The 12,395-nt window shown below is 36.7% G+C and carries 12 protein-coding genes; 3 read left to right on the top strand and 9 right to left on the bottom strand.

Going from position 1 to position 12,395, the window contains the following annotated elements; all coding sequences use genetic code 11:
- Positions 1-18: 18 nt before the first annotated feature.
- The 7 genes from ACRD69_RS16595 to ACRD69_RS16565 form a co-directional block, all read right to left on the bottom strand.
- A complete protein-coding gene (locus tag ACRD69_RS16595) occupies positions 19-837 on the bottom strand; it encodes a hypothetical protein (RefSeq protein WP_430816239.1) in 819 nt (272 codons plus the stop codon).
- A 3-nt stretch (positions 838-840) separates the two neighbouring features.
- Positions 841-1,458 (bottom strand): cytochrome b/b6 domain-containing protein, encoded by a 618-nt coding sequence (locus tag ACRD69_RS16590; RefSeq protein ID WP_430816238.1) that lies wholly within the window; start codon positions 1,456-1,458, stop codon positions 841-843.
- 1 nt (position 1,459) lies between these two features.
- Complete coding sequence (locus ACRD69_RS16585; protein ID WP_430816237.1) at positions 1,460-2,407, bottom strand: hypothetical protein; 948 nt, start codon at positions 2,405-2,407, stop codon at positions 1,460-1,462.
- A 91-nt stretch (positions 2,408-2,498) separates the two neighbouring features.
- A complete protein-coding gene (locus ACRD69_RS16580; protein WP_430816236.1) occupies positions 2,499-2,912 on the bottom strand; it encodes a c-type cytochrome in 414 nt (137 codons plus the stop codon).
- A gap of 25 nt (positions 2,913-2,937) precedes the next feature.
- Positions 2,938-3,816 carry a DUF5777 family beta-barrel protein gene (locus tag ACRD69_RS16575; protein WP_430816235.1) on the bottom strand — a complete coding sequence of 293 codons (879 nt, stop codon included), beginning with the start codon at positions 3,814-3,816 and terminating at the stop codon, positions 2,938-2,940.
- Positions 3,817-3,827: 11 nt separating this feature from the next.
- On the bottom strand, positions 3,828-4,208 hold the full coding sequence (locus ACRD69_RS16570) for a hypothetical protein (RefSeq protein WP_430816234.1): 381 nt from the start codon (positions 4,206-4,208) through the stop codon (positions 3,828-3,830).
- Between the two features lie 90 nt (positions 4,209-4,298).
- A complete protein-coding gene (locus ACRD69_RS16565; protein ID WP_430816233.1) occupies positions 4,299-5,393 on the bottom strand; it encodes a collagen-like triple helix repeat-containing protein in 1,095 nt (364 codons plus the stop codon).
- 353 nt (positions 5,394-5,746) lie between these two features.
- Here ACRD69_RS16565 and ACRD69_RS16560 point away from each other — a divergent pair, with 353 nt between their 5' ends.
- Complete coding sequence (locus ACRD69_RS16560; RefSeq protein WP_430816232.1) at positions 5,747-6,442, top strand: Crp/Fnr family transcriptional regulator; 696 nt, start codon at positions 5,747-5,749, stop codon at positions 6,440-6,442.
- A gap of 571 nt (positions 6,443-7,013) precedes the next feature.
- A complete protein-coding gene (locus ACRD69_RS16555) occupies positions 7,014-7,271 on the top strand; it encodes a hypothetical protein (RefSeq protein WP_430816231.1) in 258 nt (85 codons plus the stop codon).
- On the opposite strand, the gene ACRD69_RS16550 is transcribed toward ACRD69_RS16555, so the two are convergent.
- Together ACRD69_RS16550 and ACRD69_RS16545 are read right to left on the bottom strand one after the other, a co-directional pair.
- Positions 7,268-9,640, bottom strand: coding sequence for a DUF5686 family protein (locus ACRD69_RS16550; protein ID WP_430816230.1), 2,373 nt, complete (start codon positions 9,638-9,640; stop codon positions 7,268-7,270). The two genes, ACRD69_RS16555 and ACRD69_RS16550, sit on opposite strands and share 4 nt — an antisense overlap.
- A 98-nt stretch (positions 9,641-9,738) precedes the next feature.
- A complete protein-coding gene (locus tag ACRD69_RS16545) occupies positions 9,739-10,626 on the bottom strand; it encodes a pseudouridine synthase (RefSeq protein ID WP_430816229.1) in 888 nt (295 codons plus the stop codon).
- A 278-nt stretch (positions 10,627-10,904) separates the two neighbouring features.
- On the opposite strand from ACRD69_RS16545, the gene glmM reads away from it, so the two are divergent.
- The gene (gene glmM / locus ACRD69_RS16540; protein ID WP_430816228.1) at positions 10,905-12,287 is read left to right on the top strand and encodes a phosphoglucosamine mutase; all 1,383 of its coding nucleotides are present in this window, start codon (positions 10,905-10,907) and stop codon (positions 12,285-12,287) included.
- Positions 12,288-12,395: the final 108 nt, after the last annotated feature.

Here is a 12,395-nt window from a genome sequence, read left to right as displayed (position 1 = left end):
TTTATATAAAACTCAACACTAATATTTAAGTCTGATTATCAAACTGATAATTAACAAACCTAAACTGATATACTTTAGCTCAATCCATCGATCAAAGATTAACTTCAGATCAATATGCCCGGAATTAACCTCGCTAGCATTATCCTTCCTGATATCCCAGCCTTTTAGCCTATAATTACCTGTAGAATTCATGTTTACATCAATAAAATCATCAACAGTCTTAAAGAAGCGAACCAAAGTTTCACTCCCTCCTTCCACCTCAGGCAAAAGCTTTACCGCAAATGGTAATCGGTAATATTTTCCATTACTATCTTCGGCTTCAAACAACGTTCTGTCAGTTCCAATTCGCATTGAAAGCCGATAGTAATCATGCTGTGACACAACAGTTGAATAACTAAAAAGAAGGAAAGCGATCATAGATAGAATCTGTGACCAATTGTTTTTAAAGAATCGGAGTTTTGCCGAAACAAATGCTCCCCCTGCTACAAAAACAACAATTGATAAGAGCAATGCTGGCGTTGCCAACATTTTATTCATTATTATACTATCAAAACCATTTGGCTTAAGCAAAACGAACACAGCTAATATTCCCAATGCAACTACTGAAGGTAAGAGCATTTTATGATTTGTCACCTTTTTAGTGACCGATTCAGACATCAGCCCCAGGACCATACCAATTCCTGCCAACAGGAGTACAAAATAAAGATTTTGTGGCCAAAGCAGATTGACAATTCCTAAAATACCAATAATAGGATTCAAGATATATCCAATAACAACTATGCCTACAGCTACGAGGATACCAAACAGATACCCTCTTCGATTCGATTTTTCATCCATATTCTAATGTACTTCGTGATAACCGTTAATAATCGATTTAAAATTAGAAGAAAAAGTTGCGCCAATGGTCGCAAAATAAAGGTGTATCACTAAAAAAAGGCTGGCAAAAAAGCCCGTTCCGGCATGTAATAATGCAGTCAACAATGTCCCTCCAACTCCAAATATATTGTCAACTATAACTTCAGGAAACATTAAGGCCAAACCAGTCAGCATCAGCATAGGATACAATACAAACAACATCAAAACATAGGTCAGCTGTTGTAATGGATTAAATTTACCTTCTTCAGTTATTGGATATGGAGTAGGTTCACCCTTAAATATTCCAATGGTGTAATATTTAATTTGAGTAACCAAGCGAACAAACAATCCATTACTATTAATTCGATAATGTCGTTTGTTGGATGTAAATACAAATGCAACCAGGAAGAATATGTATAAAAAAACGATTCCTATACCTGAAATATTATGGCTTGAAACAGCCAGTTCAAATGGCAATAGAGGATACTCGGGGTTGGAATATTGCATACTTAAGCCTGAAACCAGCAGCACCAGAAAAAGCAGACCATTAAGACTATGCCAGATTCTTACCCAAACAGGATATAAATATATTTTATCACTCATGTTATTTCTTTTTAGATAAGATGATACGTAAACTTGCATGAATTAATAAACCTAAAATCAACAATCCAAACAGAGTTATCGTCACGTAATTCAGAGTCTTATTACGATTCGCCCCTATTATATATCCCTCATTCAGGACAACAGCATTAAAAAAACCAGATTCCGCACGACTCTCTTTAGCACGATGTGCATATAAAGACTCCATCAAAACCGAATTGGAACTATGACATTGTACACAATTTCTTAGAGCTTCCTCTTTTGGTAAAATCGTATGGGCTACAAGGATATCAGACTGTACTTTTGTATGGCAATCCACACACCTAACTTTGTTGAAGTGCCTTGTCTGGTTTGGCAACCAAGAGTGTATGTCGGCCATGCTTTGAGGCTCCTGGTCAGATAACAAGCCGTATTTGAATTTATTATCATGACAACTAAGACACATCCCATTACTTGTCTTCACAACTTCGACAATTGGTTTATCTTCCCTTAATGCCAACTCGTATCCATGAGCATCATGGCACATCCAGCAATTAAAACGTTCATCTGATTTCTTGTAATGAACACTTTCCATAAATGCAGCCTCAATACCCTCAAAGTTAAACTTAGCAAATGTATCGTCACCTCCATGACAATCCATACATTGATACTTTTCTTCAAGTCTTAATTCACCGCTATGGGGAAATGTCTCATACTCCATCGAATGACAATCAACACAGGCAAACATCTTATGTACAGACGAATGTAATTTAACACTATCGATATGATGAAACGGATTGAGTGGTTTCCTGTCTATTTGATCTGTCCATTCATTGTGGTATTCATAAAAAACCTGACCATGACACTTTAAGCATTGGGTATTATCAGCAACATCCTGAGCTAACATACTCCAGCCAAAGCCGGTCAAATAAATGATGAAACAAATTGGTAATATTCGTATTTTTTGAATCATTATAAAATTCACTAATAGATAAAACAAAAAAACTGCCTGCAAAAAGTCGAAACCTTTTGTACGGGCAGTTTTATTAATAATGGCGATTCCTCTATTTTTTTAGAGTACGGATGTACGTTACAATTGCCCAACGATCTTCTTCATCAGGAATTTTCTTCTCAAAATTTGGCATTTCATCACGTCCAATAAAGGACTGGTAATAAATAACACCGTCTTTTTGTGCCTGAAATTCAGCTGTTGTAAAGTCACCCAGATCTGCATCAATACTTCTTGCTTTAGGTCCGTTGCCTTGCCCAATGTTTCCATGACATGATTTACAGTGGCGTGAATAATTCATCTTGCCTACTTTGATCATCTCAGCATCGTCAGCAGCCTGCGGATTCCTCATACTTTGGTATTTAGCAGGAATATCCCAAGGCTTCTTTTCCTGAACAAATGACATTAATACAAAGCTTAACATTACTAACATGCAGCTTAATGCTAAGGACATTTTCATCTTTCTCATTATTTCAACTTTTATCGATTATTAACTAGAAATTCCACAATCGTGTGATATTAAAGCCAAAACGAATGCTTTCACTATCAAACTCACTCAAGTTATGCATATATAATTCCTGAGGCAAGATTCCAAGACCATTTGTCAGGAATATTTGAAATGCATGTGTACTTGTTGACACTTCGTAACCAATTGAAAAATGAGGTTTTGGATGATTCGTAAATGAGGTATGTTGCGATACGCTTTCAATCTTTAACGGAACACCCAATTCAAGTGTTAATGATGATTGTGGACTAAACTTTATACGCCCCCCGAAACCAAGGCCGACTTTATCATTATCCAATAAACTATCTACTGCATTATAATGCGTAAAATTAGCGCTTGCCTGAAGCGATAGCCAATCATTCACCTTTCGGCCGATAATCACCTCGGAGAAATAAGACATTCGGTCAGTAAATTCATAATCTACACCAAATACTTCATCTTCCCTTCCATCTATTGCTGCATTTCCATAAAAAGTTAAGCTTAATGGAATGGTGTTTTCACGTGTTTGCTGAAAAAGCGTGTACTTTGCCTGGAAATCCTGGTATTTCTTTTGGCTGTTTGTACCAAAACCAACAACCAGATTATCCAGAATAGAATAATTAAACCCAATACGAATATTGGCACCTGGTGCCATAATACCAAACACATCACTGATACCATTATCAATAGTACCAAAGCGGTGACTAATCACCATCTCCAGGGTGTTCTTATATTGCGTTACACTTGTTTGATGATTAACCAGGGTACCGGACTCCCATGGAGAACGTACTGGTTTATCTACTTTCTTTTCAACGGGTGCTTCTTCCTGTGCCAATGCTAAGTTACCAGAAAACAACACCAAAACAATCAGGTATAATAATTTTTTCATTGTAATCGTTTTTAGTTATCCTCTGCTCCCTGATCAATCCAGGTAGTGATAATTAATTTCTGGTTACTAACATATGTATAATCAGCGTGCAATCCACTTGAGCCAGGCACCTTAACAATCAAGCTATTATCTGAATTCTCCAAGTCCAACAAATTATTATTAACTAAAGATTGATAAGCTTCACCCTGCTTCAAGCTAAACAAACCACTACCATTGTGGCAGTTAGTGCAGCTTTGCGTTGTCCAAATAGGCTCAACTTCAGCCGAAAAGCTTATTGGCTCTTCCGGATCGATAGGATCACCTTCATCTGGTTTTATAAATTTATAGTCGCATGCATAAGCTACCATAAGTAACAAGCACAAAAGCAACCAAATTCTGTTCTTCTCTTTCATGGAGTTGATAAGTTTAAATTGAGTACTAAACTGATTCTGACAACCTTAAAAGCTGCCTTTAAGAAATTAAAAGCAGCTTAAAATAACTTATCAATTTTGAAGAGCACTTAATGCGCCATCCAATAGATTATTGGCATATGTCTTATTGTGGATTCCATAACTACCGTCATCTTTAACTAACTTATAGTTCCAGAATGCTGCCAATTGTTCTTGTGTATATGTTCCACCTGTAATAATATGGTCGTGATCATCCATAATATTTTGCAGCATCAACTCTGCCTTCAAAGCTTCTAACTTAGCTCTTACACCAGCCTGAATACCGTTAACATCAAAATTACCATCAAGTGATGTATGACACTCAGTACAAGCATCTGTATATGCATAGTATTCTGTCATCTCACCTGTTTCCTCATCATATACTTTACGGTTAAGATTGAAGGCATGTCCTCCGTAATATTCGCCGCCATTTTCTGTTGTTGCACCTCGGTTAATATGACAACTCACGCAATTATGAGCTCCATCCTCGGCATCTGGTGCAAAATACCCACCTTTACCACCATGAATAATCCCTTGCGTTCCATAATGTGGGCCATAATGACCTGAAGTTATTAATTTACTTTCGGTAGAGTTTAAATCAGGAGTATCCGTTCCTCGGTTACGTGCCTGGTGACATTTAGCACATGTGTTTGAAGGCTCACCAACATCAACAGTCACACCATCAAAATAAGCGGCATCATTCATAATCAAACTAATAGCACCTTCATGATTCATTGCATAATCGTCGCGCGTATAGCTTACATGAATCTGGTGACAAGTATAACACGTCATTGCATTTGCTTCTGCATGAGCGCCACCATCATTATTTCCATTCTCAACAGCATGGATAAAGCCCTGGTGTGTGTGACACATGCTACATGAACCACCATATCTGTCACCATAACCAGTTTTCTCAACACCACCTAGATAATGCTTAGAAAACATGAATTGCGATGTCTTTAGCTTAATATCTGCATCATTATTATGACATTCCACACAACCCGCAATTCCATCCACTCCGTTTGTACCATCTATCCCATCAGTTCCGTTTTCTCCCGGAGGGCCTTGTGGTCCTTCTTTTGTACAACTAGTAAAAGCCACCGCCATGGCCATAATTACCAGAAAAATTACTTGTTTAAACTTTTTCATAACATTGGACTTAATGAAGTATTACGTATTTTATTTACAAATTTCTTAAACAATTTTAAACATTAATACTTGATTTTTCACGATGTAACTTATACATTTAATCATTGACATAAATCAATAAATGACATCTATTAACCTGATTACCTAATACTTACGAGAGCACATTCAATTAAAGAAGCCTATCGTTATTTATATTCAATCCAACTAAACAAAAGAACCATATCATTCTCATACACAATCCCATTAATAGTATGGCAACTAAAAATACATAACACACAAGGGTTACCCATTTGCTGATTTAATAAAATATATCTATTTTCAAATTCACATTATTTCATCATTAAAGTACTAGGATGACAAATAAGATTATTGATATAACAGACTGCAACCTATGCCATGTTAAGTTCCAAGGCTTTGACACTCTTAGTGTAGATGAACTAAACTCTTTTAAGGAATCGCATTGCAAAGTCATCTATCAGAAAGGTGAAACGATCGTTAAAGAAGGTACCCGGTGTACAAATATCATATGCATTAAAAAGGGATATGCCAAACTTTACATCAAAGGTCTTGAAAACAAAAACATAATCATAAAAATACTGAAAGAGGGCGATTTCATTGTTAGCCCAGGTTTATTTACCGACAATCGCAATCACTTTTCGGTTAGTGCACTGACTGAGATGGATACATGCCTGATCAGTGTTGAAGCGTTTACAAAGGCATTCCGTAATAACAACTTATTTGCAGAAAACATACTCAAACTCAACCACCAAATAACCAACGATTTATATAGTCAACTAATCAACTTTTCGCATAAAAAAATGACCGGACGGGTTGCCAACACTATTTTATATTTGTCTGAGGTATATGATGCCAAGCATTTTCACACTACATTAAGCCGTCAGGATATTGCCGATCTGTCAAGCGTCTCCAAGGAAAGTTTAATTCGTGTACTTAAAGATTTCAAAGATAGTGGTATAATAAGTATTGATGGTAACCACATCGCCATTAAAGCGCCTTCAACACTCCACAATATAAGTAAAGTTGGCTAAGAGTAAATTTCTTAACTATCAAAAAATCAAAGAGACCATAGTCTATTCTAACTTTTTGGTTGCCTTATCATTAGCATCCATTAGTTTAGTTACAACTATACATGATACTCCCTCTCCCTCCTTACTTCACTTTTTCATTCTATTGATTGCATTTATCGGGTATAATTACATGTACTGGTTAGTTTTTTTCATATCACCATATAAATTAAATCAGGACAGAAGAAAGTGGATGGAGCAATTTAAGCTCCCTATGCTTATTGCAGTATTCTCGACAATAATAACCTGTTATATATTAGTGATTCAAATATTTAAATTAATACGACCAGAGTTCGTCATCTTTAGCTTTTTATCGGCTTTATATATCTTGCCCACAAGCAGAAACATGGGGTTACGCTGGATACCCGGCATTAAAATACTGATAGTAACATCTGTCTGTACACTACTATGCACACTACCATTAAACCCTCTTGATAAAAGCCAGGCAATATCAATTTACAGTTGTATATGGCTGTTTATTTTTGCAATCACTATTCCGTTTGACATCCGTGATACAAATATCGACAACAAAAAAATGAAAACAATACCCCAAATAATAGGTATCAGCAATTCTATCATTCTATCTCAGGCATGTCTGACATGCGCAGTCCTGATCCATTTATCGGCTTTCTTTTCATACCCCTTACTCATTACAAGTACCGCATTCCTTGTAATAGGCCTGGTTGCCTTAAATAAAGTCAGAAATAATTCATCACAAGACTATATCAACCTGAATATTGAAGGTTTACCAATTCTATGGTTACTTCTCAGCTTTATCAGTACACTTCTTTAGAAAGCAAACTCAAGCCCAAGCTTAAAAGCCCAGTTATCTGCCGCATCTGGCAACTGATATTCACCATAGCGATAATGCACTGACAATCCATACTGGAAGATAAAGTTAGAGAATAAATTCTTTAAATAAAGCCCTGATTCATAGTAGCCCTTATTAAATGTTGAAACGCCCTCCGGCGCATCACCAAAGGCCACATTTGTACTAAAAACAATCTCGGGTTTAATGCGATTATCATTATTTAAGGCCAGGGGTATACCGTGCGAAAAATACAAAGCTGCAAACTTATTGGTCCCAAACTCATTCAGCCGCATAGTACCAAATGTATAGGGAACCAAAACAGTAAACGATTTATAGCTTCCCATTGCACTATAAAGCAATGTATTTGGATAATCACCACTCATATAGCCTCCCTCAATGCGAAACGTAGTATACATTGAATTAGCATAATTAAATTGCTTATGTAGCCTTGACTCAAAGTGCTTATACGAATACTTTTCATCTGCAGACTGGCCATCTCCCATTGTAGCATTTAACCATATGACAGGCCAATTAGTGCCGTTAGATATCATGCCTAAAGGAGAATTCACAAAGTTCTCCTTATTGGCCCATTTCAATTTAATACCAACCTCTTTAATGTCAAAAGAAGCGGCAATATCATCATCCTGAAATTTATAGGTCTTTTGTGGCACAATGTCATTCTCGGCATAAAATATACCTGCTTTAAAATACTTAAGAAACCTCAAATCAACACCCGTTGTCCAACCTTCACTTAAATCCATTGTTTCAGTTAAAAATCGACTAAAGCGTTCACTGGACAATGTTTTAACTCCATCAATAAACTCGTAAGTACCTGTTGCATAAACATCATCATGATACTTAATGTAAAAACGATAATCTTTATTTTTATATGGAGTAAGTTCAAACTTCAACCCATACTTGCTTCTTTTATCCCCGAAACCATATGTATAATAACCACCGGTTGAAAACTTATCAGACAATTCCGGACTTGTATAAATTCCAGCTCCCAGTTTCAATCCTTCAAAATCATTATAGTCTATTATTTTGGACAAATCCAATTGGAGCTTACCCATTGGCAGGTAACCCTTTAATAATGAGATCTGCGTTTTTATCAATGCGTCAAGATGATTTTTGCGACCAATGCTATCCAGGATATGATACGTCAATGAATCACGGGCAGTTAATGGTTCATACCTGAAACCTTCTACAGAAGGAGATGAAGGAGATGAGGACACATCTTCCATTGCAATATTGTCGAATTCTTTCGCATCGAAATCCGGATTTGTATTAATAGCCGTTATATAGCTCTTACCTGTTCCTATCATTGGGAAAGGCAATTGCCTTGCTGCCCCGAGACTTCCAAACTCCAAACTACTCTCCAGCTGTTTTGGAAACCACAAACCATTATTTGCGGGTTGATAGTTCTGCCTTATAAACAATCGCATGCCATTCTCCGTGCCTATTGTTGTGGCAGAGACTGTTTTAATTGCCATTGATTTCCCATCGATATGAAATGCACCATTCAATCCTCTAAAACTCTTGTCTGACTTTGGCCTGTAGGAGATATAAAAAACCGAATCTCCTTCAGCATTTGTATATGTTTCCTCTAATATGAACTGATAAGATGATAGCCCGGGCTTCGAGGCAGGATTGAGATACAAATACCCTAAAAGTTTAATGTATTGATTATAAAAAGAAAAAGGTTGCAACATAGCAGGAAATGAAGCTAATAATGGATCCTTTAGACCACTCACACGTCCTGATATAACTTTCTCTTTTCCAATTCCTTTTTTCAGATGCCTTTTCTCTGAAACAGATTCAAATAAGAACAAATAGCTATCTTTCTCCAGCCCCAGCGAATCTTTCAGTTCATTGATCTCTTCTTCATTCAACATCCGGGGCCATTCGTAATCCAGAATCATTTTATGATACATGATACAACTAAATGGCTCATAGTTGTCAGGGTTGTGCGTATGGCGTTTCTCAACAACCTGCCTCATGACTTTTAGCGCCGGATTTTCAGATGGCAATACATCAATTGTTGGCAGGGTATATTTTAAAGGATCAAGATAAATGATACCGTCAGGCGACAAGTCTCTAATTCCAATAACCTTAAGCTCGTATCCAAGGCAGCTTACTTTTAATTCCTTTACTGATAGATTTGTCTGTATTTCGAATCGACCATCAATATCAGTTACGGTACCGGCTCCTTCGCCATAAACGATATTTACAAAAGCTACTGGCTGGTTTGTTTCTATATCAAGCACCTGTCCTTTATACGATTGTATTTGCGCCCAGGAATAAACACTTGTTATGATTAAAAGAAACAAAGCACTCAATATCTTTTTCATTAATCGGCTGATTATGTATTGTTATAATATCGAAATTTAAAAAACAGATATGGAAATAAAAAATATCCCCTGTTATTCGAGATTAACAGGGGAAAGAATTATTTAAGCATTCCGGCTTTTAGTCTGGTCACTTCTTTATCGGTTAAATATCGCCATTTACCTCGCGGAACATTCTTTTTCGTTAGCCCGGCAAAATACACACGATCTAGTTTCATTACCTTATAACCAAGATATTCAAACATACGCCTTACAATACGGTTACGACCTGAATGAATTTCAACACCAACCTGTGTTTTATCCTCTTTCTCAACAAAGCTGATCGCATCAGCATGAATTGGTCCGTCTTCAAGAGTTATACCCTGTGCCAGCTGATCAATATGACTTGCAAAAACAGGTTTATCTGTAAAAACATGGTAAATCTTTTTGGCATTATATTTTGGATGAGTCAGCATTTTAGTTAACTCTCCATCATTGGTTAAAAGTAACAATCCCGTTGTTTGTTTATCCAACCTTCCAACCGGATAAATACGTTGATCACAAGCATCCACCACTAAATCCATAACAGTTTGTTTAGCATGCTTATCTTCCACCGTTGTAACATAGCCTTTGGGCTTATTCAAGAGAACATATACCTTTTCTTCAGGATTCAGTCTATTCCCTTTGTAACGAACATCATCCTTATAACTAACAGTAGTTCCTAGTTCTTTAACCACCTTACCATTAACAGTAATTTCACCTTTCTCGATCAGCTTATCTGCATCTCGTCGACTGCACACACCCGAATTGGCAATATATTTATTTAATCGCATGGTATCCTTTACCACAGGCTCTTTTTGATCCACCTTTTTTGCAACAGGTTTGCGACGTGAAAATTCAGGAATATTTTCTTCTCTTCCCGCTCTTTTAAAAGATTTACCACCTTCTTTTTCATAAGATGGTTTCCCAAATTGCTTCTTTCCGCCCCTTTTATTGAAATCTCTACTCATTCTATAATCAGTTACCTCATTCATGCACAAAACATTGCATGAACATTTAAATAATTTTGCAAAGTTGATAAAAAAGAGTTGAAAAAGAGACTAATAGTTTAAAAATAAAAGTAAAATATAAAATGAAAGAAACAGGACTTACACTACTCAAGCATTCGAAAGTATATGTAAGATTGTTTTTTGCGTTTAATTCAACTAAAAAATGTTTCGTAAGAAAATATTGGCTTTTTAAAAAATATCAACCAAATTTGCATACTCACAATAAAAACGATTGACTTATGACCTTAATAAAATCCATTTCTGGAATCAGGGGCACCATTGGAGGTCGCTCAGGAGAAGGACTTTCTCCCCTCGACGTAGTTAAATTTGCTTCTGCATATGGCCAGTGGGCGAAACAGAGACATAACGGCCGTATCAAAGTAGTTGTTGGTAGGGATGCCCGCATCTCCGGCGAAATGGTTAACAACCTTGTAATCGGTAGTCTTCAGGGACTAGGTATAGATGTTATCAACATTGGACTGGCAACTACTCCTACAACTGAAATAGCCGTAACTAACGAACACGCACAAGGTGGGATTATTCTAACCGCAAGCCACAATCCGAAACAATGGAATGCTTTAAAGCTTCTCAACGAAAAAGGTGAATTCCTAACTGCAGAAGATGGTGCAGAGGTATTAAAAATTGCAGAAGAGGAAAGCTTTATCTTTGCAGAAGTTGATGACTTAGGGAAAGTTTCAGTTAATAACACTTATAATGATTTCCACATTCAACATGTCTTAGACCTTAAGATGGTTGATGCAGATGCAATCAGGAAAGCCGATTTCACAGTGGCAATTGATTGCGTTAATAGTGTGGGTGGTGTGGCTATACCAGCTCTGTTGAAAGCTCTTGGTGTTCAAAAAATAATTGAATTATATTGTGAGCCTAATGGCCAATTCCCACACAACCCGGAACCACTGCCTGAAAATCTAACCGAGATTTCGAAAGTTATAAAAGATAAGAAAGCTGATGTTGGCTTTGTTGTTGACCCTGATGTTGACCGTTTGGCTATCATTAATGAAGACGGTTCTATGTTTGGCGAAGAGTATACCCTTGTTGCTGTTGCTGATTACCTTTTATCACATAAAAAAGGCAACACTGTTTCCAACCTGTCATCTTCTCGTGCCCTCGCTGATGTAACCCGTGCGCAAGGCGGAGAATATGAACCTGCTGCTGTTGGTGAAGTAAATGTTGTCGCTAAAATGAAAGAGAACAATGCAGTGATTGGCGGTGAAGGAAATGGCGGTGTAATTTATCCTGAAAGCCATTATGGCCGCGATGCCCTAGTTGGTATCGGCTTATTCCTGACTCATTTGGCAAAAAAAGGTATTAAATGTTCTGATCTCAGAGCTCAATATCCGGAATACCACATCTCAAAAAATAAAATTGAACTAACCCCTGAAATTGATGTAGATGGTATTTTAAAAAGCATTGAAGAAAAATACAAAAACGAAAATATTAATACCATAGACGGTTTAAAAATTGACTTCCCTGATAAATGGGTACAATTGCGCAAGTCCAATACCGAGCCTATTATTCGTATTTATGCAGAAGGTCAATCAATGTTAGCTGCTGATAATTTAGCACAGACTATCATAAGCGATATTAAAGCGTTGATTTAACAATAATATTTAACAACATTTAACAATAAGCCCGCTAATTAGCGGGCTTTTTTTCGCTCATATCTATAAGTTTTTAACTATAATCGTAGTTGAAAACCTTTTGAGAAT

It is taken from the genome of Carboxylicivirga agarovorans, assembly GCF_050589845.1.
Taxonomy (GTDB): Bacteria; Bacteroidota; Bacteroidia; order Bacteroidales; family Marinilabiliaceae; genus Carboxylicivirga; species Carboxylicivirga agarovorans.
Note: the sequence above shows the minus strand (reverse complement) of the source record. Positions and strands in the feature narration are given on the sequence as shown.

Excerpts from the sequence above, each read along its gene's own strand:
- ACRD69_RS16570 (WP_430816234.1), bottom strand. The coding sequence starts at position 4,208 with ATGAAAGAGAAGAACAGAATTTGGTTGCTTTTGTGCTTGTTACTTATG.
- ACRD69_RS16575 (WP_430816235.1), bottom strand. The coding sequence starts at position 3,816 with ATGAAAAAATTATTATACCTGATTGTTTTGGTGTTGTTTTCTGGTAAC.
- ACRD69_RS16550 (WP_430816230.1), bottom strand. The coding sequence starts at position 9,640 with ATGAAAAAGATATTGAGTGCTTTGTTTCTTTTAATCATAACAAGTGTT.
- ACRD69_RS16580 (WP_430816236.1), bottom strand. The coding sequence starts at position 2,912 with ATGAGAAAGATGAAAATGTCCTTAGCATTAAGCTGCATGTTAGTAATG.
- ACRD69_RS16585 (WP_430816237.1), bottom strand. The coding sequence starts at position 2,407 with ATGATTCAAAAAATACGAATATTACCAATTTGTTTCATCATTTATTTG.
- ACRD69_RS16590 (WP_430816238.1), bottom strand. The coding sequence starts at position 1,458 with ATGAGTGATAAAATATATTTATATCCTGTTTGGGTAAGAATCTGGCAT.
- glmM (WP_430816228.1), top strand. The coding sequence starts at position 10,905 with ATGACCTTAATAAAATCCATTTCTGGAATCAGGGGCACCATTGGAGGT.
- ACRD69_RS16555 (WP_430816231.1), top strand. The coding sequence starts at position 7,014 with ATGAAAACAATACCCCAAATAATAGGTATCAGCAATTCTATCATTCTA.
- ACRD69_RS16560 (WP_430816232.1), top strand. The coding sequence starts at position 5,747 with ATGACAAATAAGATTATTGATATAACAGACTGCAACCTATGCCATGTT.
- ACRD69_RS16595 (WP_430816239.1), bottom strand. The coding sequence starts at position 837 with ATGGATGAAAAATCGAATCGAAGAGGGTATCTGTTTGGTATCCTCGTA.
- ACRD69_RS16545 (WP_430816229.1), bottom strand. The coding sequence starts at position 10,626 with ATGAGTAGAGATTTCAATAAAAGGGGCGGAAAGAAGCAATTTGGGAAA.
- ACRD69_RS16565 (WP_430816233.1), bottom strand. The coding sequence starts at position 5,393 with ATGAAAAAGTTTAAACAAGTAATTTTTCTGGTAATTATGGCCATGGCG.